The following is a 26907-nucleotide window of genomic DNA, read 5'->3' as shown; positions in this document are numbered from 1 at the left end:
GACTTCCACAGGTGAGGGCGGCCGCCGCGAGGGGCGTTCACCCACCTATACGGAGGAGGTGGCCGGATGTCTCAAAACGCCGGTGGGGCCCGGACGGACCGGGCCCCACGGGGTGGTGCGGTGGGTACGGGGTGGTGCGGGTGCGGGTGCGGGTGCGGGGTTGCGGGTTGCGGGGTGCGGGGGTGCGGGCTGGGCGCGTGGGCGCCCAGCCCGCTCGTGCTCAGTGGAAGGTGTGCTCCTCGGCCGGGAACGTGCCGCCGACGACCTCACCGGCGTACGCCTTCGCCGCGTCCCCGAGGGTCTGCCGCAGGTTCGCGTACTGCTTGGTGAAGCGCGGCACCTTCCCGCCGGTCAGCCCGACCATGTCGGTCCACACCAGCACCTGCGCGTCGGTTTCGGGGCCGGCGCCGATGCCGATGGTGGGGATGTGCAGCGAGCGGGTGATCTCGGCGGCGACCTCGGCGGGGATCAGTTCGAGCACCACGGCGAAGGCGCCCGCGTCCTGCGCGGCCTTGGCGTCGTTGATCAGCCGGTGCGACGCTTCGTCGCCGCGGCCCTGCACCCGGTAACCGAGGGTGTTGACGGACTGCGGGGTCAGGCCCAGGTGGGACATGACCGGGATACCGGCCTGCACCAAGGTCTCGGTCTGGGCGAGCGACCGCTCCCCGCCCTCCAGCTTGACCGCCCCGACCCCGGCCTCCTTGATCAGCCGGGTGGCGCTGCGCAGCGCCTGGACCGGGCCCTCCTGGTACGTGCCGAAGGGCAGGTCGCCGACGACCAGCGCCCGGCTGGAGCCCCGGACCACGGCGGCGGAGAGCATCGCCATGTGATCGAGGGTGACGGGGACGGTGGTCTCGAAGCCCAGGTGACAGTTGCCCATCGAGTCGCCGACCAGCAGGACGGGGATGCCGGCCTCGTCGAAGACGGACGCGGTCATCGCGTCGTAGACGGTCAGCATGGGCCACTTCTCGCCGCGCTCCTTGGCGGCGGAGAGGTCGCGGACGGTGATGCGGCGGGTGCCGGTGCCGCCGTAGAGCGCCTTGGGGTGGTCGGCGCCCCGCGGGGCCGCGGCGGGCGGGGCGGTGTGCGGGTCGGCGGGCTGCGGGGCCGGTGCCTGGCCCGAATCGTGGGCAGCCGGAAGTTGCGTCATGGTGACGGCTCCTTCATGTCATCTCGAGGCGCCCTGACGGCGTCCCCGGATCACTTCCATGCTGGCACGGGCGGCCGCGTCCGGAAAGAGGAACCCCCCTGAGACCGCCCTCACGTCCACCGGACCCCGCCGCCGTAGCGCGGGGGCGGCGGGCAGTCCGGTGCGGGAAGCCCCGAGAGTCAAGACGACATCGGGTCGCAGCGTAGGTCCGTGGCCGAATCGGTGAAGGCGAGTCGTCCCCTTTGTATGGTGCTGATTCAGGCCACTCGTTCCGAATCAGGTCGGGATTTCACCGAAAGGTAAAGACTTGGTATTCACAGGAGGCTCATAGGTTCGCTACAGCTTGGATCATCCGTCTTGTCCTCTTTTGGTGATCTCTAGTGTCTGCTCTCGTCGGCTCCATGTGAGGGAGCTGTGGAGATTCTGGAGGGTTCATGGATGGGCGTGGGGGGGTCTGGCGCGGTCGCGCCTGGCCCGGTTCGGGATGGGGTTCGAAGCGGTCGGTGTCGGCGGTGCTGGTGATGGCACTGGCGGTCGGCGCGCTGGGGGGCGCGGAGGCGGCGGTCGCCGCTCCTGACAAGCCGGCGGAGCAGGCCGCGGTTTATGCGAGTTCGGCGGCTGATATTCCGTCGGCGCGGGTCGCTGCGCGGTTGTCGGGTCGGCGGGTGGAGGCGCTCTCGGAGCGGTCGGAGACGTCGACGACGTGGGTGAACGCTGATGGTTCGCTGACGAGTGAGATCAGTGCGGGGCCGGTGCGGTTCGAGGAGGGCGGCTCGTGGCGTCCGGTGGATCTGGACCTGGTGGCGGCCGCTGATGGCAGTGTGGCGCCGAAGGGTCATCCGCGTGGTCTGCGGCTGGCCGGTGGTGGCGGGAGCGTCGTGCGGTCGCTGGCGGCGGAGAGGACCGCCCCCGCGCGGGATCTGGTGACGCTGGGCAGTGGTGAGCGGCAGATCACGTTGCAGTGGAAGGGCGGTCTGCCCGAGCCGGTGCTGGAGGGCACGCGGGCGACGTATCCGGACGCGGTGCCGGGTGCGGATGTGGTCGTGGAGGCGACGCGTACCGGGTTCGAGCAGTTCGTGGACATCAACCGGCGCCCGGCCGCAAACGATTACGTGTATACGCTGCCGTTGAAGGCGCGCGGTCTGACGGCGGCCCTGCAGGCGGACGGCAGTGTGCTGTTCACCGACGCCAAGGGGCGTAAGCAGGCGGTGATGCCGGCGCCGGTGATGTGGGACGCGACCGTTGATCCGGTCTCGGGTCTGCACACCCGTCAGGCGCCGGTGAAGCTGGAGGTGGTGAAGGACAGGGGCGCCCTGGATCTGGTCTTCACCCCGGATGCGGCGTTCCTGGCGGATCCGGCGACGGTGTTCCCGGTGACGGTGGACCCGTCGACGGGGTCGATGTCGAATGTGTTCGACACGTATGTGCAGCAGGGTGTGACGGTGGACGAGTCCACGGACACCGAGCTGGATCTGGGCAACCCGGGCACGACGAACTCGGACGGGACGCCGCGTACCGCGCGGTCGTTCATCACGTGGAACACGGCGCCGTTCTCCAATGCCCTGGTGTCGGCGGCGAAGTTGAGTCTGTGGAACTTCCACTCGGGCAACACGGACTGCAAGGCGTATCCGTGGGAGGTGTGGGCGGCGGGCAAGGCGTCCACGTCCTCGCGGTGGACCGCGCAGCCGGCGTGGAACGAGAAGGAGGCGACCTCGACGGAGACCCGGGGCAATCCGGCGTGCACGTCGGCGCCTGACGGGTGGGTCAACGCCGATGTGACGACGCTGGCGCAGGTGTGGGCGTCGGCGCAGAACGCCACGTCGGGGATGGGTTTGCGGGCGTCGTCGGAGACGGTGGTGGCGCAGTGGAAGCGTTTCAACTCCGCGAACGCGGCCTCGAATCCGCCGAAGCTGGTGGTGACGTACAACTACCGGCCGCGCAACGGTACCGACCCGCAGGCCGGTCCGCCGTTCTTCAAGGACACCGCCGGCACGTGGTTTGTGAACACGACGACGCCGACGCTGCGGGACACGTTCGCCGACCCGAACAATGACAAGGTCCAGTCGACGTTCCAGGTCTACGACAACGCGACGAACACCCAGGTCGGCTCGAACATCGCCTCGGCGTTCGGCCCGGCGGGCAAACCGCTGTCGGTGACCGTACCGAGCGGGCTGCTGACCAACGGCAAGACCTACAAGTTCCGCTCCACGTCGTATGACGGCACGCACTACAGCGTCGGCTGGGGCCCGTGGACGCTGTTCACGGTGGACACTGCCGCGCCCTCGGCGCCCACGTCCGTGACCTCGACGGACTATCCGTCCTCCAGTTGGGTCAAGGGCGCCGGTCAGTCTGGCAAGTTCACCGCGACGCCGCCTTCGGGTGACCAGAACGGTGTCGAGTGGTCGCTGGACGGTACGACGTGGACGAAGGTCGCCACCGGCGGCACGACGACGCCGGTGAACTTCAACGTCACCCCGGCCAAGGCCGGCACCAACACCCTTCAGGTGCGGGCCACGGACAAGGCGGAGAACAAGTCCGAGGCGATCTCGTACACCTTCCACGTCGGCCCGGGCGGGGTCACGCTCCCGGATGACGGGACCCGTACCGCCGCGCGTGTGCCGCTGGCGGCTGAGGCTGATGGGGCGAAGTACAGCGCGGTGACGTTCTCCTGGCGGCGCGGTGACGCCGACACCTGGGCCCCGGTCCCGGCCGGTGATGTCACCAACGCGGGTACACCGCTGGCCTCCTGGCCGGTCGCGCTGACCGCCGGGAAGAGCCCGCAACTGGTCTGGAACGCCACCTCCACGGTCGACCCCGACGGCGCTGTCCAGCTCCGCGCGGACTTCACCGGCACCGGCAGCCCGGTCTCCTCGGATCCGATCAGCGTGACCGTGGACCGCAACGCCGACGGCGCGGCCTCCGAGAGCGCGGGTCCGGGTTCGGTGAACCTGCTCACCGGCGACTTCACCCTGTCCGGCACGGACGCGTCGTTCTATGGCATGACTGTGACGCGTACGGCGTCGTCGCGTTCGCCGCAGGCTGGTACGGGTCTGGACGGGCAGGTGCCGATCTTCGGTAAGGAGTGGCTGTCGGGAACGGTCGCAGACGCCACGGATTCGGACTACACCGAGATCCGCAAGTCTTCCGCCACGTCACTGGACGTGGTCACGGTCGATGGCGACACGGTCAAGTTCACCGCGAAGTCGGCGGGCAGCGCGTGGGTGCCGGAGACCGGTTCGGAGGATCTGACCCTGACCGGTGCGTTCGCCTCCGGTGACTTCACTCTCTCGGACACCGAGGGCACGGTGACGGTCTTCTCCAAGGTCGCCGCCGCGGCCACCACCTGGACGGTGACCAGTTCTCTGCTGGACGGTCTGGCCAACTCGACGACCAAGGTGGTCTCCGAGGCTGTGGTCGTGGGCGGCAAGACGCTGGCCCGCCCGAAGCGGGTCATCGCCGCGACCACGGCCACCACGCTGGCGGCGTGCGACGCGGCCCCGGCGGCCAGGGGCTGCCGGGTTCTGGAGTTCGGCTACGCGACCTCCACCACGGCCACCGCCACGGTCTTCGGCGACTACACCGGCCAGGTCTCCACGATCAAGCTGTGGGCCACCGCCCCCGGCGCGACCGCGTCCACCGCCACCACCGTGGCTCAGTACGCGTATGACAACACGGGCAGGCTGCGCGAGCAGTGGGACCCGCGGATCTCACCCGCGCTCAAGACCGCCTACGCCTATGACACCGCCGGGCACGTCACCACCCTGACCCCGCCCGGCCAGCTGCCCTGGACCTTCACCTACGGTCAGGCCGGCTCCAGCCCCACCGCCGGTGACGGCATGCTCCTCAAGGCGTCCCGCCCGACTCTCACGCCGGGCAGTGCTTCCACGACCAACGGCACCGCGTCCACCACGGTCGTCTACGGCGTGCCGCTGACCGGCAGCGCGGCACCGAACGACCTCGGGCCGACGGCCAGGGCCTCATGGGGCCAGAGCGATCTGCCCACCGACGCCACCGCTGTCTTCCCGCCCGACCAGGTCCCCGCCTCCAGCGACGGCACCACCCTCACCTCGGGCGCCTACACCCGCGCCACCGTCCACTACCTCAACGCCTCCGCGCAGGAGGTCGACACCGCCACCCCGGGCAAGCACATCACGGTCACCGAGTACGACCGGTACGGCAACACCGTCCGTACCCTGACGGCCGCCAACCGCGAACTCGCCCTGGGCACCACGCAGGCGCAGAAGGACGCCCTGACCGACCTGGGCATCAACGCCCTGTCCACCGGTGAGCGCGCCCAACTGCTCTCGTCCGTCTCGGTGTTCAGCGCCGACGGTCAGCGCGAGACCGACACCTACGGGCCGCTGCACCAGATCACCCTGGCGGCGAACCTGGTCAGCGGCTCCACCACCGTCGCGACCGCCGGTACCCAGGTCACGGCCCGCCAGCACAGTGTCAAGGAGTACGACACCGGCCGCCCGACCGACGGCACCGCCACCGTCAAGGACCAAGTCACCAAGGAAACCGTCTCCGCCCAGGTGCGGTCCTTCCCCGACCTGACCGCCGATCCGCGGGTGACCTCGACGGTCTACGACTGGGTCAAGGGCCTGCCCACCTCCGTCACCAAGGACCCCGGCGGCCTGGCGATCACCACCACGACCGCCTACGACGACCAGGGTCGGGTCACGAAGACCACCCTGCCCGCCTCCACCGGCAGCGATGCCGGGGCCACGGTGACCACGTACTACACCGGTGACGGCACCGGCACCTGCGGCGCCAAGCCGGAGTGGGCCGACGCGGTCTGCCAGACCGGCCCGGCGGCCGCCATCACCGGCGGCGGCACCAACCCCACCCAACTGCCCACCACCACGACCGAGTACGGGCTCTTCGGCCAGACCACCAAGGTCACCGAGACCGCCAACTCCGTGACGCGTACGACCACCAACGCGTACGACAGCGCCGGGCGTCCGACCACCGTCACGATCACCGGCGGAGTGGGCACGGCCGTCCCGGCGGTGACCACGTCCTACGACGCCGCCACGGGCCAGGCGTTCAAGCAGACCTCCACCGCCGGCGGCACGATCACCAAGACCTACGACCAGCTCGGCCGGCAGATGTCCTACGCCGACGCCGACGGCGGGACCACCAGCACCCAGTACGACGCCCTGGACCGCCCGGTCACGGTCACCGACAACGTGCCGTCGACCACCACCTACACCTACGACACCGCGCTCGACCCGCGCGGGCTGACCACGAAGGTCACCGACTCGATCGCCGGCGCGGTCACCGCGGCCTACGACGCCGACGGCACGGTGAACAGCCAGGGCCTGCCCGGCGGTTACACCATGACCGAGGACCACGACCCCGCCGGCCAGGCCACCAGCCGGCTGTACACCCGTACCAGCGACGGCACCGTGCTGGTCTCCGACACCGTCACCGAGACCGTCCACGGCCAGGACGCCACCCACACCGGCACTCCCGGTGTCACGGCCTCGCAGAACTACACCTACGACAAGACCGGCCGCCTCACCCAGGTCCAGGACACCAGCACCGACGCGGTCTGCACCACCCGCACCTACACCTTCGACAAGAACACCAACCGCAAGACCCTGGCCACCGCTGTCGCCGCCCCTGACGCCGACTGCACCACCACCGGCGCCACCACAACCACCAGCACCTACGACACCGCCGACCGCCTGGTGACCACCGGCTACACCTACGACGCCTTCGGCCGCACCAGCGCACTGCCCGGCAGCACACTGGCCTACTACGCCAACGACCTCGTCCAGCAGCAGACCGCCGGCACCCAGCGCCAGACCTGGACCCTCGACTCGGCCCTGCGTTTCCGCGCCTTCACCACCGAGGCCAACACCGGCACCTGGACCCAGACCGCGTCCAAGACCAACCACTACGGCAACGACTCCGACAACCCTCGCTGGATCACCGAGAACACCGCCGGAGCGCTGACCCGCAACGTCGACGGCCTCGACGGAAACCTCGCCGCCACCACCACCAAAACCGGCGGCACCGTCCTCCAACTCGCCAACCTCCACGGCGACATCACCCTGCAACTCCCCACCGACACCGGCGTCGCGCCGACCGTCCTCGACTCCGACGAATACGGCAACCCGCGCGCCGACCAGCCGGCCACTCGCTATTCTTGGCTCGGCGGGAAGCAGCGCTCGTCCGAAACCGTCACGGGCGTGATCCTCATGGGAGTCCGCCTCTACAACCCCACCACCGGACGCTTCCTGTCCACCGACCCCGTCACCGGCGGCAACGCCAACGCCTACGAGTACTGCAACGCCGACCCCATCAACTGCTTCGACCTCAATGGCCAATTCGGTTGGCACAAGTTCTTCAAGAGAGCGGCGCGAGTCAGCGTCTGGGTCGCCGCCGGAGTCGGGGCCGCGGCCTTCTGCGGAGCCAGCGCGGGAATCGGCTGCGCCATCGCAGCCGGCGCGGTCTACGGAGCCGCTGGGGGAGCGCTGGACTACGGGATCAAGACGGGATTCTCCCGAAAGAAGTTCCGCAAGCGCGACTTCGCCTCCTCGATCGCGTGGGGCGCGGTGGGCAACGCCGCGTGGAGCGGTGGCGGCTCCGTCGCGATGAAGTACGCCGGACGCGCATCCCTGTTCCGGCTCAGCATGAAACTCCGTGTCATGAAGTGGAAGATGAACTGGAAGTGGCGTCACCTGCGGTAACCGGCTGACGGTCGGTTGATCGCGGCGGTCGGCCCCTGGGTAGGATCACCTTCCCCGGGGTCGGCCGTGTTCTCCATGCGCACAATGTAGAAAAAAGCAGCGCGAATCCTAAGGAATGCCATGTCCAAGTTGCGCCCCGGTGTGGCCTCGCTCGCCACGGCGGCGCTCGTGGTGAGTGTTGCCGCCGCAGTGCTGTTCGGTATGAGTTCGTCGGCTGCCCCATACGTCGCGGCGCTCGCCTGCCTGGCGTGGGGCTTCGCCGGCGGAAAGCAACTGTCGTCGTCCGATGGTTCGGGCTCCCGGAGCTCCGTGGGCTCCGGGGGTTCCGGCCCGGGTGGCGCACCGCTCTTCCGGGTGGAACTCGCCCGGCTCCGAAGTCGCCAGGAGCAGATGCGTGCGCAGGGCTGCCGGAACCTCATCCCCGAAAGCCTGATGCTTCCGGACGCCGACGTGCAGGAATTCGTCTACCTGTCGGCAGGAAAGGCCAAACGGAATGCCGCCGGAGATCACTTCCATACGTGCGTCGGCATGCTCCGTGTCGCCGGAAAACCCGCGTGTATCCGGGTGGATGTTCCCGAGGACTTCCTTCTCCAGGAAGGAACGGCGATCAGCGGGGAGCAGGCCGGTGACGTGGTGAAGGAATTCGCCAAGGCCACAGCGATTGTCGCGTAGGCGTATCACCGCGCGGAACAGATGGACGGGGCGATCTCAAGGAGCGAAGTGATATCCAGGCGGCGGGTGGTGCTGGCGGTCGTGGCAGGGGGAGTTGTGGCCGGTTGCGCGGATCTGATGACCAGGACCAGCGACGGTCCGGCCACGCCCGGCGCGTTGCCCGCCGTGACGCAGAGCCGTACGAAGGGCGCTGCTCCGCGGCGCACCGCGCGTCCTGCGGCGTTGACGGTGACGCGCGCCGAGGTTGTCGCCCGGTACGGCCATCTCACCCCGCACACCTGGGGCTTCGACGGACCCGGGGTGGTGCGCTCCTTGCCGACCACGAAGCGCGTGATCGCGCTGACCTTCGACGCCTGTGGCGGTCCGGGCGGCAGCGGTTACGACCAGGACCTGATCGACTTCCTGCGCCGACGGGAGATACCGGCGACGCTCTTCATCAACTCCCGCTGGATAGACGCCAATCCGGGACTCTTTCGCCGGCTGGCCGCCGAGCCGCTGTTCGAGATCGCCAACCACGGTACGCGCCACCGCCCGCTCTCGGTCTCCGGACGCTCCGCGTACGGGATCGCGGGCACGCGCGATGCCGGTGAGGTGTACGACGAGGTCGCCGGGAACCACGTCAAGCTCACCCGGCTGCTGGGTGCACCGCCCCGCTTCTTCCGGTCCGGCACCGCGTACTGCGACGACATCGCGGCGCGGATCGTCACCGACCTGGGCGAACGCTTCGCCAACTTCTCCGTCAACGGCGACGGCGGCGCCACCTTCACCCCCGAACAGGTCCGCCGTACGGTGGCGGCGGCCGGCAGCGGGTCCGTGGTGATCGGCCACATGAATCAGCCCCAGGGCGGCACCGCCGAGGGTATCGCCGCCGCCGTCCCCCAACTGCTCGCCTCCGGCCACCAGTTCGTCCGCCTCTCCGACGGACTGCGCTGACCGCGACGCTAGTGCTGCGTCGCACAAGTTCGTGGAGGCCGCAATGCCCCGGACCAGGAGGATCATGAGCTACGGAAGGGCGTGGACGCAGCGTGCGGCGGGTGTCATGATCACGGCGGCGTCCGGCGCGGGCCGGACGTAGAGGGAGAGAACATGACGCTCTATGTCGCCGTACCTGTTGGTCTGGTGGCGTTGCTCTTCGCCGCCTCCGGCGTAGCGGGGATCACACGTGGCTGGGTGCTCCCCACGAGCGGGCGTCCGGTCCGCCGCCCTCGCCTCTACGGCTGGGGCCAGTTGCTGGGTGCCGTCGGTCTGTGCTGGCATGTGGTCTTCTGGCTGGTGCTCAGCGACGCCGACACCTTCGAGTCCGGCATCCGGCAGTGGGAGGCCCTGTCCGGCATCGCGCTCGTGCTGACCGGCCTCATCCTGATGATGGTGAGCCGGCGCGCGGGTGGTGATCGAGAGGGCAGCGGCACGCCCTAGCATTCCAAGCGATTTCGTTGCTCTTCATCACCGCCCGCCGCCGTCTCCGAACTGCTCGCCGCCGGACGTCAGGTCGTCCGTCTCTCCGACGGACTGCGCTGACCGCGCAGTCGGTGGGGCAGGAACCGTCAGTGGCGGCGGCGGAAGAGGCCGATGAGGACGAGGGAGATGTAGGCGACGAGCAGCAGTTCGCCCAGTCCTGCGAGCGTGCGCTGCCACCAACTCCAGCCGATGCCCGATATGGCGCAGCCGATCAAAATCGGTGGCGCCAGCAGGTGAAAGAAGAGGTTGATACGGGGTTGGCTCCCCAGGTCCAGTTGGCCGCCAAACGATCCGGAAGTGGTGTGTCGCCTCTCCACTCCGCGAACGGTCGTCTGCGCTCCCCCCGGTGTCCCATGCGAGGAGCGTACGTGCGACCCAGCACGGGAGTTCACCCATGCCCACCTCACCGGCCGAGCCCGACCCCGCGGAACGGGTGGCACTCCGTGCGCCGCCCGTTCCGCGGGCGGCGACGCACGGACCACGCGCCTACAGGTCGAATTCGCCGTCGCGGGCGCCGAGGGTGAAGGCCTCCCACTCGGCGGCGGTGAAGCGGAGCGCCGGGTCCTCGGGGTGGGCGCCGTTGCGCATGGCGACGGCGCCTTCGGGCAGGTACGCGATCTCGACGCGGTCACCGGGCGTCGTACCGGGCGCCCCGATCCACTCCACGCCGCTCAGATCGAGTGCGTACAGGAATTCCTTCTCCTCCGCGCTCCCCATCCGCGCAGCCGCCTCTCACTCTTGTACGGGTGTACGGCTTCCGCGTCACCTGTGCGTGACCGGAGCCTTGGACTGCTGTGACGATAGGGCGGAAACCCGGCGCCGGTCAAAGCGGCCCCCGCACGCCCCCCGCGCGCCCCCGTACCGCCCGGCCGCCGGCTCCGGGCGCAACACCCCGTCGAGGCACGGAAGGTCGTACGGTACGGCCGCGCGCCCGGCGGTCTCAGGGGCGGCGGGCGGCCCAGGTGATACGGGTGGTCCGGACGGTGAGGTCCGTGCGGCGCAGTACGCCGAGGCGGCCTTCGCCGTCGATGACCGTGTCGAGTGCCGCCAGGTCCGTAGTGGACAACTGCCCGTCGAGGTGGGAGCGCAGCCTGCGCAGGCTCGCCTGGGCATAGCGGGGGGCGGCAGCCGGCAGTGGCGCGGGCAGGTCGATGACGAAGGGGCGTTCGGCTTCCAGCACGAAGCCCGCGCGGACCAGGTGATCGGTCCAGTCGACGGCTGGGCCCTTGTTCAGAGCGGCGTGGACGCGGGCCTCCAGGCCGGGCCGGCCCACTCCCACGTCGTCGGGCAGGAAGCGGGGGAAGAAGTCCATCTCGGTGACGGCGAGGAGGCCGCCCGGCCGCAGGGCGTCGAACGCTCGGGCCAGCACCCGGGCGGGGTCGGCCAGGTGATGCAGGGAGGAGGCCGCCCAGATGAGGTCGATGGTGTCGGACGTCGGCCAGTCCTCGTCCAGATCCACCTCGACGCCGTGGACCCGGTCGGCGAGACCGAGCGCGGACGCCTTCTCGGAGAGCCGACGGAGCATGCGCGGGGAGAGATCCGCGGCCGTCACCTCGGCCCGTGCGAAACGCCGTGCCAGGGCGACGGCACCGGTCCCGGTCCCGCTCCCCAGGTCGACGATGCGGCGCGGTTCGCGGTCGGTCAGTCCGCCCAGCCAGGAGGTCAGCTCCGACAGGTAGGTCCGCAGCACCTCGGCGTCCAGGTCAAGGACTTCGGCCATCGGGTCGGCGTCTGCGTCTGCGCCGACCTCGGCCTCGGAGTCGGAGTCGTTCCGGTGCGGATGAAACGCGCTGCTTCCGGTGGTGGTCATATGTCGACCGTAACCCCACCTTGCGTCAAGCGCGTACCCTCTTGCGTATGACGCAAGAAAGCGATCTCGACAGTACGGTCCGCATGCGTATCAGGAGCCTCAGGCAGGCCCGCGGCTGGTCGCTCGACAGTCTCGCCGAGCGCGCCTTTCTGAGCCCTTCCACCCTGAGCCGTATCGAGACCGGTCACCGGCGCATCAGCCTCGACCAGCTCACGGCGCTGGCACGCGCCTTGGGCATCTCGCTGGACCAATTGGTGGAGACCGTCGATGACGACGACGTCGTGATCAGGCCGCAGCGCGACGAACAGCGCGGACTGACCACCTGGCTGCTGAGCCGCGGATCGGGGCCGGCCGGGGTCACCGTCGCCAAGATGCGTATCACCGAGGAAGCGCGCGGCCCGGGTGTCGACCAACTCGGCGTCCACCCCGGCAGGGACTGGTTCACCGTCCTGTCGGGGACTGTCACGCTGCTCCTCGGCGAGCGCGCCATCCGGGTCGAGACGGGCCAGGCGGCCGAGTTCTCCACCATGATCCCCCACGCCTTCAAGGCGCACGGCGGACCGGCCGAGATCCTGTGCGTCCTCGACCACGACGGGAAGCGCACCCACCTCCACGTCCTGGACTGGGCCTGCCGCCGGAAGTCCGCCCCCGAGTCCGCCCGGCCCGCGCGAGCCCCGGCCTGCACGAGCCCCGGCCTGCGCGAGCCCCCGGCCCCGTAAGCCCTCGACCCCCCGTGAGCGCCCGGCGCGCACCGCCGGGCCGCCTCCACACCCCCGAGTGCCACGAGTTTTGCCGGAGCTTTACGATACGAGACGGGTCCGTATCGTAAATCGTCGTACGCTGATCCGCATGGCCGATAAAACGACATACACCGTGCCGGAAGCGGTCCACCGCCGCCGCTGGGCGATACTCACCGTCCTGCTGTTCAGCCTCCTCGTCGTGGTGCTGGACAACTCGATCCTGAACGTGGCGATGAAGACCATCGCCCAACCCGCCCCGACCGGACTGGGCGCCACCCAGAGCCAGTTGGAGTGGGCGATCAACTCCTACACCCTGGTCTTCGCCGGCCTGCTCTTCACCGCCGGCCTGCTCGGCGACCGGCTCGGCCGCAAAAAGGTGCTGCTCTTCGGCATGTTCGTGTTCGGCGCGGGCTCCGCGCTGTCCGCGATGGCCGGCTCCGCGGGCGAACTCATCGCCTGGCGCGGGGTGATGGGCCTGGGCGGCGCCTTCATCATGCCCGCCACCCTCGCCATCATCATGAACGTCTTCGAGCGCGAGGAGCAGCCCCGCGCGATCGGCATCTGGGCCGGCGTCGTGGGCCTGGCCATCGCGGTCGGACCGATCACCGGCGGTCTGCTGCTCCAGCACTTCTGGTGGGGCTCGGTCTTCCTGGTCAACGTGCCCATCGTGATCGCGGGCCTGATCGCCATGTTCCTGATCGTCCCGGACTCCAAGGACCCACGCCCCGGCCGACTCGACCCCGTCGGCGTGCTGCTGTCCATCTCCGGCCTGGTGCTGATGATCTACGGCATCATCAAGGGCGGCCAGTACGGCGACTTCACCAAGCCCGAGGTCTGGGTCACCACGCTGGGCGGCCTGGTCATCCTGGCGGGCTTCGTCTGGTACGAGTCGCGCATCGAGCACCCGGCGCTCGACGTCTCGTACTTCAAGAAGCGGCAGTTCTCCGCCTCCGTCGCCGCCATCGGCCTGGTGTTCTTCGCGCTGATGGGCGTCACCTTCTTCATCATCTTCTACACCCAGTCCGTCCGCGGCTACAGCGCACTCCAGTCCGGCCTGCTGCTGCTCCCGCTGGCCGCCGCGCAGATGGTCTTCGCGCCGCGCGCCCGGCTGCTGGTCGACCGGTTCGGCGCCCGCGCGGTCTGCGCCGGCGGCATGGCACTGACCGGGGTCTCCTTCCTCGGCTTCCTGCTGCTCGGCCAGAGCACTCCGATCTGGGTGCTGGAAGTGCTCTTCTTCCTGATGGGTACGGCGATGGCGCACGTCATGCCGCCCGCCACCGTGATGATCATGTCGTCGCTGCCGCGCGAGAAGGCAGGTTCCGGCTCCGCGGTGAACAACGTCTTCCGGCAGGTCGGCGGCGCGCTCGGGGTCGCGGTGCTCGGCTCGCTGATGTCGACGGTCTACCGCAACGGCATCAAGGACCACCTCGGTTTCCTGCCCGCGGACAAGCGGCACGCGGCGGCCGAGTCCATCGAGGCCACCCTCGGGGTCGCGTCGAGGCAGGGCGTCAAGGGTCAGGCGCTGGTCCAGCCCGCCAACGACGCCTTCATCCACGCCATGCACATCACCGCGGCCGCCTCCGCGGGTGTCGCGCTGCTGGGCGCGCTGATCGTACTGGTCTACCTGCCCGCCAAGGCCCCCGCCAAGGCGGCGCCCGGCGGCTCGGCCGAGCGGGAGATGGTGGGAGCGGAACAGTGAGAACCCCCGACACGGCGGCAACGGAGAGCGCCGCGGACACGGCGGCGCCACGCGGCCGCCCCCGCAACGCGGCCGTCGACCATGTGATCATCGACACCGTGCTGCGGCTGCTCGCCGAGGGCACCACCCTCAGCGACCTGTCCATGGAGGGCATCGCCCGCGAGGCCGGCGTCGGCAAGGCCACCGTCTACCGCCGCTGGCCCGGCAAGGAGGCCCTGCTGCTCGACGTGCTCGCCGCGATCGACGCGCCGCCGCCGGAGAAGAGCAGGACGGGGGTGCTGCGGGACGACCTGATCACGGCGGTCGAGTACATCAGGCGCCGCAGCCTGGCCAAGCGCGAGTCCGCGCTGATGCGTTCGATGTTGACGCAGGCGCAGAGCAACCCCGTGCTGTGGCAGCGCTATCACGACACCGTGGTGGCCGCCCGCCGCCGCATACTGATAGAGCTGCTGGAGTACGGCATCGCCAGCGGGGAGATCCGTCCGGAACTGGGCGAGGACCTGGACCTGCTCTCGGACATGGTGGTCGGCCCGGTGCTGGCCCGGGCCACCCTGCGCCCGGACGCCTCCCTCCCGGAGGACCTGGCCGAACGCGTCGTCGACACCCTGCTCGATGGAATGCGCCCCCGCGCCTGAGCCGACCACGTGCCTGAACGGGACGCGCGTCTGAGCCGGGCGCGCGAGACCGTCATTCGATCCCTTTCCGACAGGGTTGGCGCAGGTCTAAGCGTTCGCGTCCCGTGGGCAGGGGACGCCGGTGCGCATGTTGGATGAGGCACCGTCGATAACGGAGTCGAGCCTGTCCCGGGTATGGGTGAGATCCGCGATGCGCCGGTCGAGGTGGTCGCGTTCCACGGCCAGGCGCTGGAGGAGTTCAGGGGTGGCCTTGCCGTCGATGACGCAGGGCGTCAGCTCGGCGATGGCCTTGCTGCTCAGTCCGGCGGCGTACAGCTGGCGGATGAGGTGGATCCGGTCGACGGCGGTTTCTGCGTAGTGGCGCTGGCCGCTGCCGCTGCGCTCGGCGGTGAGCAGATTCTGTTCCTCGTAGTACCGCAGGGCCCGGGTGGTGACGCCCGTGCGGCGGGCGAGTTCCCCGATCCGCATTCCCGCCCCTTTCCGCGTGTTCCGCGTCACACACACTTGCCTTTCACGTCAACGTCAAGTTTTACCGTAGCCCATGTGCCCACTGACGGGCGAATGATCCGGTTGGCGCCCCCACAACAGGCGATGGTCAAGGGCACCGTGGTCTCGGCGGCGTCGACTCCCGCGGCGCGTTCGGCGGCCAGGGGGCGCCCGCGCCTTCGTCGACCACGCCCCGCTCGACGAGCAAGGCCGGGACAGGCTCGGCCACCTCAACGCCGAACGTATCCTCCGCCTCCGCCGACCCGCCAACCCCTGAAAGGCAGACACACGCATGACCACGCACCACACCACCGGTCTCACCGGCCCCGCCCCCACTGCGACGGTATCCGTCAAGCCGCTCGTGCTGAGCGCACCGCAGCGCGGCGAGGACCTGCACGTCCGTATCACCGCCCCCACCGCCGGCACGAGCCTGCCCGTCGTGCTCTTCGCCCACGGCTTCGGCTCGAACCTGGACGGCTACGCCCCGCTGGTCGATCACTGGGCGTCCGGCGGCTTTGTCGTCATCCAGGCCACCCACCTGGACTCCAAGCGGCTCGACCTCCCGGCCGATGACCCTCGCCGGCCCCGGATGTGGCGCTACCGCGTAGAGGACATGCGGCGCATCCTCGACGAGCTCACCACCTTGGAGGCGGGCGTGCCGGGACTGGAAGGCCGCATCGACCACAGCCGGATCGTCGCAGCCGGGCACTCCTTCGGCGGCCAGACCGCCGGCATCCTGGTGGGCCTGCGCGTCACGGACCCGCAGACCGGTGCCGCCGAGGACCTGTCCGATTCCCGGGTCATGGCCAGCATCCAACTGGCCACCGCGGGCAAGGGCGGCGACGAACTGACCCCCTTCGCCCACAACAACCTTCCCTGGCTGCGCGATCAGGACTTCTCCCATATCGCCGCCCCCGGCCTCGTCGTCGCCGGAGACAAGGACGACCTCCCGCTCTCCACCCGGGGCCCGGCCTGGACGGCCGACCCCTATACCCTCAGCCGCGGCGACAAGAGCCTCCTGACCGTCCGCGGCGGCGAGCACTTCCTCGGCGGCATCTCCGGCTACCAGGCAACGGAAACCACCGACGAGAACCCCGACCGTGTCGCCCTCGTCCAGCAGGTCACCCTCGCCTACCTGCGCCACATCACCGGAATAGACCTCACCGACTGGAAGAACGCCCAGACGGTTCTCGCGGGCGGCCACCCGCTGGGACGCCTCGAATCCAAGTGACCCCGCCACCCGCGGCCGCGTGTCCGGGTCGCGCAACGGGCGCGGGGCGCCGGCAGCCGGGAGGTGATCGAGAACCAGCGCGCAAGCGGAGCCCGCGGCACGGAGCGCATACGCGAAGCACTGAACCGCGCCCCCAGGGCCATCACGTTCTGCTACATGACAGGTGGCGGCAGCTGTACGAGAACAGGGCCGTGTACGGGTCTTGTCACAGCCACCCCCGCCACGCCGCGCCACGGGAACCCGCCGCACCCCGCCGTCCGTCGGTTCACATACCGATCCCCTAAGGTCGGCAGAGCACCGGCAAGGCAGTGAGGAGCCCCATGACCCAGGCGCAGAGCGGCACGGATGCGACCACGGACGGGGACCCCGTGCCGCGACCGACTGCCGCGGCCGGCCCACGCGCCCGTTTCACCGACCGATTCCTGCGCTGGTGGCGGCCCTCGGGCATGTGGCGGCGCGGCATCCTCACCGCCGCGGTCGCCCTCGGGCTGACGCTGCTGCTCTTCTTCCACTCCCGCGTGCCCAACCGGATCGGCAACCTGGGCAGTCTGCTCGAGACGTTCCTGCCCTGGCTGGGGCTGGCGATCCCGGTGCTGCTCGCGGTCGCGGTGGTCCGGCGTTCGGCCACGGCGCTGATCGCGGTGCTGGTGCCGTCGATGCTCTGGCTCAATCTGTTCGGCGGGCTGCTCACCAGCAAGTCCTCGGCCGGCGGGAATCTGACCGTCCTCACCCACAACGTCAACGCCGAGAACGCCAACCCCGACGGCACCGCCAAGGACGTCGTCGCGGCGGGCGCGGACATCGTGGCGCTGGAGGAGTTGGCGGAGAGCCAGCAGTCCCGCTACGCACGCGATCTCGCGGCGGCGTACCCGTACCACTCGGTGCAGGGCACGGTCGGGCTGTGGAGCAAGTACCCGCTGCACGGCGTGCGGACGGTGGACATCAAGATGGGCTGGACCCGGGCGATGCGCGCCGCGGTCACCACCCCGCACGGCCAGGTCGCGGTGTACGTGGCCCATCTGCCGTCCGTACGGGTGAAGTTCAACGCCGGATTCACCGCCGGGCAGCGCGACCACGCGGCCAACGCGCTGGGCGAGGCCATCGCCGCGGAACCGTTGCACAGCGTGGTGCTGCTCGGCGACCTCAACGGGACCATGAACGACCGGGCGCTGGCCTCGGTCACCTCGCAGATGCGCTCCACCCAGGGCGCGGCGGGCGACGGCATGGGCTTCAGCTGGCCGGCTGGCTTCCCGATGGCGAGGATCGACCAGATCATGGTCAAGGGGGTCGAGCCGAAGTCGTCCTGGACCCTGCCGAGGACGGGCAGCGACCATCTGCCGGTCGCCGCCCGCCTCCAACTGCCCTGAACCGTCCGACGTTACGCCCCCTCGCGCCACCGGTTGGTGATCGGCAGCCTGCGGTCCTTGCCGAAGCCCTTCGCCGAGATCTTGGTGCCCGGCGGGTACTGGCGCCGCTTGTACTCGGCGGTGTCGGTGAGTTGGAGGATGCGGTCCACCAACTCCGCCTCGAATCCCGCCGCGACGATCGCCGCACGGCCCTGGTCGCGGTCCACGTAGAGTTCGAGCACCCGGTCGAGCACGTCGTAGTCCGGCAGCGAGTCGGTGTCCATCTGGCCGGGGCGCAGTTCGGCGCTCGGCGGCTTGCTGATGGAGTTCTCCGGGATCGGCGGGGTCTCGCCCTTCTCCTCGGCCGACGCGTTGCGCCAGCGGGCGAGCCGGAAGACCGTCGTCTTGTAGACGTCCTTGATCGGCCCGTACGCGCCCACCGCGTCGCCGTACAGCGTCGAGTAACCCACCGCGAGTTCGCTCTTGTTGCCCGGCGCGAGCACGATGTGGCCCTCCTGGTTGGAGATCCCCATCAGCGTCACCCCGCGCAGCCGCGCCTGGAGGTTCTCCTCCGCGAGCCCGGTCAGCTCCAGCGCCGCCATGTAGGCGTCGAACATGGGCGCGATCGGGACGGTACGCAGCGGCAGCCCGGTCCTGCGGGCCAGTTCGGCGGCGTCGTCCTTGGAGTGCTCCGAGGAGTACGCCGACGGCATCGACACCCCGTACACGTTCGCCGGGCCGATCGCGTCGCAGGCGATGGCCGCGCACAGCGCCGAGTCGATGCCGCCGGACAGGCCGATCAGCACCGAGCGGAAGCCGTTCTTCTCGACGTACGCGCGCAGGCCGGTGACGAGCGCGCCGTAGATCTCGGCCTCGTCGCTCAGCCGCTCGGCCTCGGTGCCGGGGTACTGCGGCGGGTAGGCGGCGACGGGGTCGGCGGAGAGCGTGACGTGCTGGATCTCCAGGCCGTCGGCCACCCGCCCGGAGGGGGTTCCGGCGGGCGCGGCGGGCAGTTCCAGATCGAGCAGCAGGCACTCCTCGCCGAACTGCGGGGACCGCGCGATGACCTCGCCCTGCTCGGAGACGACGATGGAGTCGCCGTCGAAGACCAGCTCGTCCTGGCCGCCGACCATCGCCAGATACGCGAGCGTGCAGCCCGCCTCCTGGGCGCGCTTGCGGACCAGGCCGAGCCGGGTGTCGTCCTTGTCCCGCTCGTACGGCGACGCGTTGACCGAGAGCAGCAGGCCGGCGCCCGCGGCGCGGGCGGCCGGCACCCTGCCGCCGTCCTGCCACAGGTCCTCGCAGATCGCCAGGGCGACATCGACGCCGTGGACCCGGATCACGGGAAGGGTGTCGCCGGGCACGAAGTAGCGGAACTCGTCGAAGACGCCGTAGTTGGGCAGGTGGTGCTTGGCGAAGCGGAGGGCGACCTCGCCGCGGTGCAGGACGGCCGCGCAGTTCTGCGGGGCGCCGGCGGGCTGGCCGTAGCGGGGCTGGGCGTTGTCGGCGCGGCCCAGGTAGCCGACGACCACGGGCAGCTCGCCCAGGCCCTCGTCGGCGAGCTGCCGGGCGAGGCCGACGAGCGCCGTGCGGCTGGCGTCCACGAAGGAGGCGCGCAGGGCGAGGTCTTCGACGGGGTAGCCGGTGAGCATCATCTCGGGGAACGCCACGAGGTGGGCTCCGCGCCCGGCGGCATGGTGGGTCCAGCGCAGGACCGACGCGCAGTTTCCGGCGATGTCGCCGACGCGGGCGTCGATCTGGTTCAGGGCGAGACGTAGTTGAGGCACGCGCCCAGTCTAATCGTCACGTCGACGCAATGCCGCTCCCGCTCCGGGCCCTTCGGGGCGGGCAACCCACCACCGGCCGGTGGCCAGGAATCCGACCGCTTGGGGCAGAGCCCCTTCGGGGGCGCGAGGAACTGCGCGGGCAACCCAGCACCGGCCGGTGGCCAGGAATCCGACCGTTTGGGGCAGAGCCCCTTCAGGGGCGCGAGGAACTGCGCGAGCAACCCAGCACCGGCCGGTGGTCCGGGATCTCGCTGTTGGGGGCACCCCGGCGGCCCGCCGCAGGCGCATCGTGGCTGGTCGCGCAGTTCCTCCCCCAGGCTTCGCCCGGGGGTGCCCCCAGCGCCCCTGACGGGGACGCCCCCGCGGGGCGACTGCGGACGTACGAGGGGGCCGACCCTGACAAGGCGAGTCGGCCCCTACGTACCGGACATACCGATACCGTACACGTTTACGGTACCCCGTATCCGGCCCCCCAAACCGGACCCCGCCTCTCCCACCGGAGCGGGGCCCGGCCGTACTCACAAAAGCCCAGCGGCAAGCGTGCCTCAGCCCCTCAGCCACACCGCCGTGTCCTTGGGCAGCCGCCCGTCCGCGAGTGGCCCGCTCGCGATGAGCACCTCGGAGTGCGCCGGCAACTCCGCCGGGGAGTCCGAGAGATTCACCACACAGATGAACCGGTCGGTCCGCCGGAAGGCCAGCACCTCCGGCTCCGACTCCAGCCAGCTGAACGGCCCGTCGCCGAGCCCCGGCTCGTCCGTGCGCAGCCGCAGCGCCGCCCGGTAGAGCGACAGCATCGACTCGGGGTCGGCGGACTGCGCCTCGGCCGTACGGCCGGCCCAGTCGGCCGGCTGCGGCAGCCACGGCTCCGCGGAGCCCGCCGGGCTGAAGCCGAACGGCGTGGCGCTGCCCGACCAGGGCAGCGGCACCCGGCAGCCGTCGCGGCCCGGGTCCGTACCGCCCGACCGCAGGTACATCGGGTCCTGGAGCTTGTCGGCCGGGATGTCCTCGACCTCGGGCAGCCCCAGCTCCTCGCCCTGGTAGAGGTAGACCGAACCGGGCAGCGCCAGCGTCAGCAGCGCGGCCGCCCGCGCCCGGCGGGTGCCGAGCTCCAGGTCGGTCGGCGTGCCGAACGCCTTGGTGGCGAAGTCGAAACCGGTGTCGGTACGGCCGTAGCGCGTCACCGTACGGGTCACGTCGTGGTTGCACAGCACCCAGGTCGCGGGCGCGCCCACCGGGGCGTGCGCGGACAGCGTGGTGTCGATGGACTTGCGCAGCCGCTCCGGCTCCCAGGGGCAGGCCAGGAAGTCGAAGTTGAACGCGGTGTGCATCTCGTCGGGCCGCAGATAGCGGGCGAACCGCTCGGCGTCCGGCATCCACACCTCGCCGACCAGGATGCGGGCCCCGTCGTAGGAGTCCGCGATCCGCCGCCAGGAGCGGTAGATGTCGTGCAGGTCGTCGCGGTCGACATACGGGTGCGGGGCCGCAGGCGAGCCCGGCTCGGCGGGCTGGTTGGGCAGGTCCGGCAGCTGCGGGTCCTTGGTGACCAGGGCGGCGGAGTCGATCCGCACCCCGCCGGCGCCGCGCTCGAACCAGAACCGCAGGACGTCCTCGTGCTCGGCGCGCACGTCCGGGTGGTTCCAGTTGAGGTCCGGCTGCTCGGAGTCGAACAGATTGAGGAACCAGTCGCCGGGCGTACCGTCCGGGTCGGTGGTCCGGGTCCAGGCCGGGCCGCCGAACTGCGAGGGCCAGTTGTTGGGCGGCAGCTCGCCGTTCTCCCCGCGGCCCGGGCGGAACCAGAAGCGCTCGCGGGCGGCGCTGCCGGGGCCCGCCTCCAGCGCCTCGCGGAACCACGGGTGCGCGGCCGATATGTGGTTCGGGACGATGTCGATGATCGTCCTGATGCCCAGTGCGAGCGCCTCGGAGATCAGCTTCTCGGCCTCGGCGAGCGTGCCGAAGACCGGGTCGATGTCCCGGTAGTCGGCGACGTCGTAGCCGCCGTCCGCCATCGGGGACGGGTACCAGGGGTTGAACCACAGGGCGTTGACGCCCAGCTCGGCCAGGTACGGGAGTCTGGACCGCACCCCGGCGAGGTCACCGGTTCCGTCGCCGTTGCTGTCGGCGAAGCTACGCGGATAGACCTGGTAGATGACAGCGCCGCGCCACCAGTTCTCGTCGGCCTCGGGCTGAGGGGTGTCTGCCACGTCAACGTCCTTTCGGGCAGGTGGGGACTCCGCCGCCGGCCCGGATGGCGGGGATGCTGGCAAAGAGGCCGGCGGCGGAGTGCTGTGGGGTGGTGCGTACGTTGGGCTTGCGGGTGCGAGCGAGCGCCCGGAGCCGCGGATCAGCCCTTGAGGCTGCCGGCGGTCAGACCGGACATGATGTTGCGCTGGAAGAGCAGGAAGATCAGCAGGGTCGGCAGAGCGGAGATGGCCAGTGCCGCGATGAGCACGTTCTCCGGGACGCCCTGGGAGAGCGAGTTGATGCCGATGTTGATCGGCTGGTTCTTCGGGTCGGGCTCCACCAGCATCGGCCAGAGGAAGTCCTTCCAGACGTTGACCACGGCGAAGATCGACACGACACCGAGGATCGGCCGGGACATCGGCAGCACGATGGACCACAGGGTGCGCAGCGGACTGGCCCCGTCGATCGACGCCGCGTGCATCAGGTCCTCGGGGATCGAGTCGAAGAACCGCTTGAGCAGGAAGATGTTGAAGCCGTTGGCCACCGTCGGCAGCCAGATCGCCCACGGGGTGCCGATCAGGTTGAAGTGCAGCACCGGCAGGTCGAGGACCGTCATGTACTGCGGCACGATCAGCACGGCCGACGGGATCATCAGCGTGGCCAGCATGGCGCCGAGGATGATCTTGCCGAGCACCGGGCGGAGCTTGGATATGGAGTACGCGGCGGCCACGTCGAACACCAGCTGGAAGGCCAGCGCGCCGAACGCGTAGTAGAGCGTGTTGAAGAGCAGCCGGGCGATCTTCAGCTCGCTCCACGCCGTGTGGTAGTTCTCCGGCTTCGGGTGCTTCGGGAAGAGCGTCGGCGGATTGGCGACCACTTCCTGGGCGGATTTGAAACCGCCGGTCACCATCCAGTAGAGCGGCCCGAGGAAGACCAGGGTGAACACCACGATCACCAGGGTCCATACGGTCCAGTAGGCGATCTTTCCCTTGCGGCGGCTGAGTGTGGCCGACGAGATCAGAGTCCGGTTCTGCGAGGTAAACGCTGACATGATCCGTATTCCGTCCTAGTCGCTGTTCCGGCTCAGGCGCGTGTACAGGCCCGAGAAGACGGCCAGTACCAGCAGCAGGAAGAGGCCCAGCGCCGCGGCGCTTCCGAAATTGTTGTAGCGGAACGCGTACTGGTAGACCATGTACACGACCGTCATGGTGGAGTTCTCCGGTCCGTTTCCGCCGGTGAGGAGGAAGACGTTGGTGAACTCCTGCATGGTCGCCACGATCTGGAGCAGCAGCATGAGCGAGAGCACCATGCGGGTCTGCGGGATCGTGACGTGCCAGATCTTGCTCAGCAGGCCGGCGCCGTCCAGGTCGGCGGCCTCGTAGAGCTCGCCGGGGATGTTCTGCAACGCGGCCAGATAGATCAGGGTGGCGCCGCCCATGCTCATCCAGGTGGCCGCGATGACCACCGAGATCATCGCCGTGTGGGACGAGTCCAGCCATTGTGACGTCGGCAGATGGAGCGTCTTCAGAATGTGGTTGAAGAGCCCGTAGTCCGGGTTGTAGAAGTACTTGAAGAGCAGCACGCCGGCCACCGGGGGAAGCATGACCGGCAGGTACACCAGAACGCGCAGATACGCCCTCGCGTGCCGCAGCTCGTTCAGCACGATCGCGACGACGAACGGTACCAGGAAGCCGATCACCAGCGCGTAGAGGGTGAATTCGGCGGTGTTCTTCCAGGCGGTCCAGAAGTACGGGTCGTGGTAGACCCGGTTCAGGTTCTTGAAGCCGACCCAGGAGGTCGTGCCGCGCTTTGTCTCCTGGAAGCTCATGATGAATTCGCGGATCATCGGATACCACGAGAACATCAGGAAGCAGAGCAGTGCGCCGATGAGGAACCCATGGGCCTGGAGATTCTGCCGTACCTTGCGGCTCAGGCCGGTGCGGGCGGCACCGCCGCCTGGTCCGGAGGTGCGCCCGGCGTGGCGCTTGGTCGTGTTCTCGGGGACGGTCGTCGCCGCCATGGGTGCTCCTCGACTGAAGGTGGTGCCCGGGGGTCCGGTGCCGCGGAGCGGGGGCCGGTCGCCGACCGGCCCCCGCTGGGCCTGTGCTGTTACTGGCTGGCTGCCAGCAGCGAGTTGACCTGCGTCTCGGCGGTGGAGAGCAGCTTGGAGATGTCAGCACCCTTGTTGGTCAGGACTCCGGACATCACGGTGTCGAGCACGGTGTAGATCTTCTGCGCGTTCGGCGGCTCGGGCAGCACCGGCACCTGCGCGTCGACGTAGGACTTGAAGTTCTCGACCGGGACCGTGGCGTTCGCGGTCTTGGTCTCGGTGTCCTTGGCCTTGGAGGCGCCGGTGAAGAAGAACGGCTGCGGCAGGCCGACGGGCAGGCCGTCCGTCTTGTTGCGCGGGTAGTTGAACTGGCCCTTCTCGAGGGTCAGGTACTTGAAGTTGATCCAGGCGATGCCGGCCTTGATCTGGTCCGGGCTGGCCGACTTCTTGAACATGTAGTCGTTGCCGCCGAACAGCGAGGTCTTGCCGCCGGGGATCGGCGCCATGCCGAGGTCCTCGAACTTCGCCTTGTACTGCTGGACGACCAGCGGGATGTCGTCGGGAGCGCCGACGTACATGCCGATCTTGCCGGTGCCCATGGCCTTCTGGACGTCGCCCCACTGCAGACCCGGGGTGGCGGGCAGGCTCTTGTCCGTCCAGCGCATGTCGTGCAGCGTGGAGAGGACCGACTTGGTCTCGTCGTTGTTGAAGGCGGCCTTCTGGCCGTCGTCGCTCACGGCCTTGCTGCCCACGCCGTACATCTCGGAGACCAGGTGCCAGCCGCCCTGGTTGCCGCCCGAGTTGTCCATGTAGCCGTTGATGCCCTTGCTGCCCAGCTTGTCCTGGATCACCTTGGCGTCCTGGCGGACCTCGTCCCAGGTGGTCGGCGGCTGGTCGGGGTTGAGACCGGCGTCCTTGAAGATCTTGCGGTTGTAGATCAGACCCATCTGGTAGTTCGAGGTCGGCAGGCCGTAGAGCTTCCCGCCGTCCTTGAGCACGTTCAGCACGCCGGGGTCGATGTCGGCGAGGTTCGGGACGGTCTTCTCGTTCACGTAGTCCGTGATGTCCGCCGCCTGGCCGGCGTCCAGCACCTGCTGGAGGTCGGTCATGTACGAGTAGAAGGCGTCCGTCTCACTGCCGGCCTGGAGCTGGGCGGTGAACTTGGCCGGGTCCTCGCAGGGGAACGCGTCCTTGCTGTTGATCGTGACGTTCGGATACGTCTTGTTGAACTCCGCGACGTCGTCGACCCACTGCTGACGCTCGGCCTTCTTCGTCGTCGGCGGCTCGCAGTCGACGCTGATGGTCACCTTGGTCTTCGGGTCCAAGGGGGTACCCACGCTGGAGGTGCTGCTGGTGGCCTTGCTCCCCGTGTCGTCCTTCTTGTCGCTGGAGCTGGAACACGCGGCGCCGGTCAACCCGATGCCCGCGACCAGAGCGACTGCCACCAGTCTGCGGTAGCCGATTCTGCTCATGATCAAACCCTTTCCCCTGAACCACTGCGCGTCTTTGGACTGCGATCTGGGACCCCCGCGGCACATGATGCACATGATGTCCGGCGCAGTTGTGCGCCGCCGTCCCGGGTTGGCTCAACGTACTTAACCCGATAGATGTCCGCAAGATGTCGCGCGAATTTCGCAAAGACACGACTTGGTTACGACGCTCAGCGCCGTAGGGCTGACAGCGCGCCGACGGGCGCCACATGCCTGTTGCGGGGCTTGCAAGGGCCGCTGTGGACCCGGAGACGACGACGCCGGGACGGGGAACTGGGTCCCGGTCCCGGCGTGCGTGGTGCCGCGTGAAGCGTGCCGCCGCGCCACGCGCGGTGGCGTGGCGGGCGGGGTGGCGCGTGAGCGAGGTGACGCTGTGTGCGGGGTTACGCGTTGGTCCGGGCATCGGGATGAGGGATTCGGGCGGCGTCGCGGACGGGTCCTGTGGAGCCGCGCACCACCAGTTCGGGTTCGAAGAAGAGTTCGTCGTGGTCGACCGAGGCCCCGCTGATCTCACCGGCCAGCAGGTCCACGGCGGCCCGGCCCATCGCCTCGATCGGCTGGCGCACGGTGGTCAGCGGCGGCTCGGTGCAGTTCATCAGCGACGAGTCGTCGTAGCCGATCACCGAGACGTCCTCGGGCACCGAGAGCCGGCGCCTGCGGGCGGCCCTGATCGTACCGAGAGCCAGCAGGTCGGAGGCGCAGATGAACGCGGTGATGCCGCGCGAGAGCAGTCGGCTGGCGGCCGCCTGCCCGCCCTCCAGCGTGAACAGCGCGTGCTCCACCACGACCGACGGATCGACCCGCCGGGCCGCGGACAGCTTGCGGCGCGACGGCACGTGGTCGGGCGGTCCGAGCACCAGGGCGATGCGCTGATGGCCGAGCGAGATGAGATGGTTCATCGCCTGCTCGACCGCCACCGCGTCGTCGCAGGAGACGCGTGGGAAGTCCAGATGGTCGATGGCCGCGTTCATCAGCACGGTCGGCAGGTTGCGCTCGGCCAGTCGCGCATAGTGATCGTGCGGGGACTCGGCCTGCGCGTAGAGCCCGCCGAAGAAGACCACCCCGGAGACGTGCTGCTGGAGCAGCAGCTCCACGTAGTCCGCCTCCGAGACCCCTCCCGCGGTCTGTGTGCACAGCACCGGTGTGAAACCTTGCTGTGCCAGCGCGCCGCCGACCACTTCCGCGAAAGCGGGGAAAATGGGGTTCTGCAGCTCGGGCATGACCATGCCGACCAGGCGGGCGCGTTCCCCGCGCAGCTGGGTGGGCCGTTCGTATCCGAGCACGTCAAGGGCGGTGAGGACCGCGGCCCGGGTCGCGTCGGAGACTCCCGGCTTCCCGTTCAGCACTCGGCTGACGGTGGCCTCGCTCACCCCGACCTTCTTTGCCACCTCGGCAAGTCGTCGTGTCATGGCGTCGATTCTAGTACAGGTGGCGCAAGATTCTTGCGGTCTATTTGCGGGATCTCTGCAAG

20 protein-coding genes are annotated in these 26907 nt (G+C 69.5%); 9 read left to right on the top strand and 11 right to left on the bottom strand.

The genetic code is table 11. The features are described from left to right. Nucleotides 1-220: 220 nt before the first annotated feature. Nucleotides 221-1150 carry a 3-methyl-2-oxobutanoate hydroxymethyltransferase gene (gene panB, locus OHA30_RS08070; protein WP_328913121.1) on the bottom strand — a complete coding sequence of 310 codons (930 nt, stop codon included), beginning with the start codon at nt 1148-1150 and terminating at the stop codon, nt 221-223. A 521-nt stretch (nt 1151-1671) separates the two neighbouring features. Here panB and OHA30_RS08065 point away from each other — a divergent pair. The 4 genes from OHA30_RS08065 (at nt 1672) to OHA30_RS08050 (ending at nt 9939) form a co-directional block, all read left to right on the top strand. Then, a complete protein-coding gene (locus tag OHA30_RS08065; protein ID WP_328913120.1) occupies nt 1672-7851 on the top strand; it encodes a DNRLRE domain-containing protein in 6180 nt (2059 codons plus the stop codon). A gap of 120 nt (nt 7852-7971) precedes the next feature. Beyond that, nucleotides 7972-8523, top strand: a complete 552-nt coding sequence (locus OHA30_RS08060; RefSeq protein WP_328913119.1) for a hypothetical protein — start codon at nt 7972-7974, stop codon at nt 8521-8523. Between the two features lie 48 nt (nt 8524-8571). Next, nucleotides 8572-9456 carry a polysaccharide deacetylase family protein gene (locus tag OHA30_RS08055; RefSeq protein ID WP_328913118.1) on the top strand — a complete coding sequence of 295 codons (885 nt, stop codon included), beginning with the start codon at nt 8572-8574 and terminating at the stop codon, nt 9454-9456. Nucleotides 9457-9609: 153 nt separating this feature from the next. Continuing rightward, the gene (locus OHA30_RS08050; protein ID WP_328913117.1) at nt 9610-9939 is read left to right on the top strand and encodes a hypothetical protein; all 330 of its coding nucleotides are present in this window, start codon (nt 9610-9612) and stop codon (nt 9937-9939) included. A 128-nt stretch (nt 9940-10067) separates the two neighbouring features. Here OHA30_RS08050 and OHA30_RS08045 read toward each other — a convergent pair whose 3' ends face one another. The 3 genes from OHA30_RS08045 to OHA30_RS08035 all read right to left on the bottom strand — a co-directional run bounded on the left by OHA30_RS08045 (nt 10068) and on the right by OHA30_RS08035 (nt 11791). Then, nucleotides 10068-10298: a hypothetical protein gene (locus OHA30_RS08045; protein WP_328913116.1), complete on the bottom strand. Its 231-nt coding sequence runs from the start codon at nt 10296-10298 to the stop codon at nt 10068-10070. Nucleotides 10299-10467: 169 nt separating this feature from the next. Further along, nucleotides 10468-10698 carry a DUF397 domain-containing protein gene (locus OHA30_RS08040; RefSeq protein WP_328913115.1) on the bottom strand — a complete coding sequence of 77 codons (231 nt, stop codon included), beginning with the start codon at nt 10696-10698 and terminating at the stop codon, nt 10468-10470. A 223-nt stretch (nt 10699-10921) separates the two neighbouring features. Next, complete coding sequence (locus OHA30_RS08035; RefSeq protein ID WP_328913114.1) at nt 10922-11791, bottom strand: class I SAM-dependent methyltransferase; 870 nt, start codon at nt 11789-11791, stop codon at nt 10922-10924. Nucleotides 11792-11838: 47 nt separating this feature from the next. Here OHA30_RS08035 and OHA30_RS08030 point away from each other — a divergent pair, with 47 nt between their 5' ends. From OHA30_RS08030 to OHA30_RS08020, 3 genes are all read left to right on the top strand, one after another. After that, entirely contained in the window at nt 11839-12510 is a 672-nt protein-coding gene (locus OHA30_RS08030) for a helix-turn-helix domain-containing protein (protein ID WP_328913113.1), read from the top strand. Between the two features lie 130 nt (nt 12511-12640). Next, nucleotides 12641-14230 carry an MFS transporter gene (locus OHA30_RS08025; RefSeq protein WP_328913112.1) on the top strand — a complete coding sequence of 530 codons (1590 nt, stop codon included), beginning with the start codon at nt 12641-12643 and terminating at the stop codon, nt 14228-14230. Beyond that, nucleotides 14227-14865: a TetR/AcrR family transcriptional regulator gene (locus OHA30_RS08020; protein WP_328913111.1), complete on the top strand. Its 639-nt coding sequence runs from the start codon at nt 14227-14229 to the stop codon at nt 14863-14865. The genes OHA30_RS08025 and OHA30_RS08020 overlap by 4 nt, the downstream gene beginning before the upstream one ends. Before the next feature lie 87 nt (nt 14866-14952). Here OHA30_RS08020 and OHA30_RS08015 read toward each other — a convergent pair whose 3' ends face one another. After that, nucleotides 14953-15333: a MerR family transcriptional regulator gene (locus tag OHA30_RS08015; protein ID WP_328913110.1), complete on the bottom strand. Its 381-nt coding sequence runs from the start codon at nt 15331-15333 to the stop codon at nt 14953-14955. Between the two features lie 310 nt (nt 15334-15643). Between OHA30_RS08015 and OHA30_RS08010 the strand changes: the two genes are divergently transcribed. Both OHA30_RS08010 and OHA30_RS08005 read left to right on the top strand, forming a co-directional pair. Next, nucleotides 15644-16582 (top strand): alpha/beta hydrolase family protein, encoded by a 939-nt coding sequence (locus tag OHA30_RS08010; RefSeq protein ID WP_328913109.1) that lies wholly within the window; start codon nt 15644-15646, stop codon nt 16580-16582. A 446-nt stretch (nt 16583-17028) separates the two neighbouring features. Continuing rightward, the gene (locus OHA30_RS08005) at nt 17029-17949 is read left to right on the top strand and encodes an endonuclease/exonuclease/phosphatase family protein (RefSeq protein WP_405786140.1); all 921 of its coding nucleotides are present in this window, start codon (nt 17029-17031) and stop codon (nt 17947-17949) included. An 11-nt stretch (nt 17950-17960) separates the two neighbouring features. Here the strand turns inward: OHA30_RS08005 and OHA30_RS08000 are convergent, their stop codons facing one another. The 6 genes from OHA30_RS08000 to OHA30_RS07975 all read right to left on the bottom strand — a co-directional run bounded on the left by OHA30_RS08000 (nt 17961) and on the right by OHA30_RS07975 (nt 26845). After that, nucleotides 17961-19715 (bottom strand): NAD+ synthase, encoded by a 1755-nt coding sequence (locus OHA30_RS08000; RefSeq protein WP_328913107.1) that lies wholly within the window; start codon nt 19713-19715, stop codon nt 17961-17963. Nucleotides 19716-20260: 545 nt separating this feature from the next. Next, the gene (locus tag OHA30_RS07995) at nt 20261-21916 is read right to left on the bottom strand and encodes a glycoside hydrolase family 13 protein (RefSeq protein WP_328913106.1); all 1656 of its coding nucleotides are present in this window, start codon (nt 21914-21916) and stop codon (nt 20261-20263) included. 140 nt (nt 21917-22056) lie between these two features. Then, nucleotides 22057-22947 (bottom strand): carbohydrate ABC transporter permease, encoded by an 891-nt coding sequence (locus OHA30_RS07990; protein ID WP_328913105.1) that lies wholly within the window; start codon nt 22945-22947, stop codon nt 22057-22059. Nucleotides 22948-22962: 15 nt separating this feature from the next. Further along, a complete protein-coding gene (locus OHA30_RS07985; RefSeq protein ID WP_328913104.1) occupies nt 22963-23916 on the bottom strand; it encodes a carbohydrate ABC transporter permease in 954 nt (317 codons plus the stop codon). A gap of 89 nt (nt 23917-24005) precedes the next feature. After that, nucleotides 24006-25418 (bottom strand): ABC transporter substrate-binding protein, encoded by a 1413-nt coding sequence (locus tag OHA30_RS07980; protein WP_328913103.1) that lies wholly within the window; start codon nt 25416-25418, stop codon nt 24006-24008. A gap of 401 nt (nt 25419-25819) precedes the next feature. Further along, on the bottom strand, nt 25820-26845 hold the full coding sequence (locus OHA30_RS07975; RefSeq protein WP_328913102.1) for a LacI family DNA-binding transcriptional regulator: 1026 nt from the start codon (nt 26843-26845) through the stop codon (nt 25820-25822). Between the last annotated feature and the right edge of the window lie 62 nt (nt 26846-26907).

The sequence above is a fragment of the Streptomyces sp. NBC_00223 genome (assembly GCF_036199905.1).
In the GTDB taxonomy this organism is placed as follows: domain Bacteria; phylum Actinomycetota; class Actinomycetes; order Streptomycetales; family Streptomycetaceae; genus Actinacidiphila.
Note: the sequence above shows the minus strand (reverse complement) of the source record. Positions and strands in the feature narration are given on the sequence as shown.

Bases quoted from the DNA above. Each gene is read 5' to 3' on its own strand.
- panB (WP_328913121.1), bottom strand. From the start codon at position 1,150: ATGACGCAACTTCCGGCTGCCCACGATTCGGGCCAGGCACCGGCCCCG.
- OHA30_RS08065 (WP_328913120.1), top strand. From the start codon at position 1,672: ATGGCACTGGCGGTCGGCGCGCTGGGGGGCGCGGAGGCGGCGGTCGCC.
- OHA30_RS08060 (WP_328913119.1), top strand. From the start codon at position 7,972: ATGTCCAAGTTGCGCCCCGGTGTGGCCTCGCTCGCCACGGCGGCGCTC.
- OHA30_RS08050 (WP_328913117.1), top strand. From the start codon at position 9,610: ATGACGCTCTATGTCGCCGTACCTGTTGGTCTGGTGGCGTTGCTCTTC.
- OHA30_RS08040 (WP_328913115.1), bottom strand. From the start codon at position 10,698: ATGGGGAGCGCGGAGGAGAAGGAATTCCTGTACGCACTCGATCTGAGC.
- OHA30_RS08035 (WP_328913114.1), bottom strand. From the start codon at position 11,791: ATGACCACCACCGGAAGCAGCGCGTTTCATCCGCACCGGAACGACTCC.
- OHA30_RS08030 (WP_328913113.1), top strand. From the start codon at position 11,839: ATGACGCAAGAAAGCGATCTCGACAGTACGGTCCGCATGCGTATCAGG.
- OHA30_RS08025 (WP_328913112.1), top strand. From the start codon at position 12,641: ATGGCCGATAAAACGACATACACCGTGCCGGAAGCGGTCCACCGCCGC.
- OHA30_RS08015 (WP_328913110.1), bottom strand. From the start codon at position 15,333: ATGCGGATCGGGGAACTCGCCCGCCGCACGGGCGTCACCACCCGGGCC.
- OHA30_RS08010 (WP_328913109.1), top strand. From the start codon at position 15,644: ATGACCACGCACCACACCACCGGTCTCACCGGCCCCGCCCCCACTGCG.
- OHA30_RS08005 (WP_405786140.1), top strand. From the start codon at position 17,029: ATGTGGCGGCGCGGCATCCTCACCGCCGCGGTCGCCCTCGGGCTGACG.
- OHA30_RS07990 (WP_328913105.1), bottom strand. From the start codon at position 22,947: ATGTCAGCGTTTACCTCGCAGAACCGGACTCTGATCTCGTCGGCCACA.
- OHA30_RS07985 (WP_328913104.1), bottom strand. From the start codon at position 23,916: ATGGCGGCGACGACCGTCCCCGAGAACACGACCAAGCGCCACGCCGGG.
- OHA30_RS07980 (WP_328913103.1), bottom strand. From the start codon at position 25,418: ATGAGCAGAATCGGCTACCGCAGACTGGTGGCAGTCGCTCTGGTCGCG.
- OHA30_RS07975 (WP_328913102.1), bottom strand. From the start codon at position 26,845: ATGACACGACGACTTGCCGAGGTGGCAAAGAAGGTCGGGGTGAGCGAG.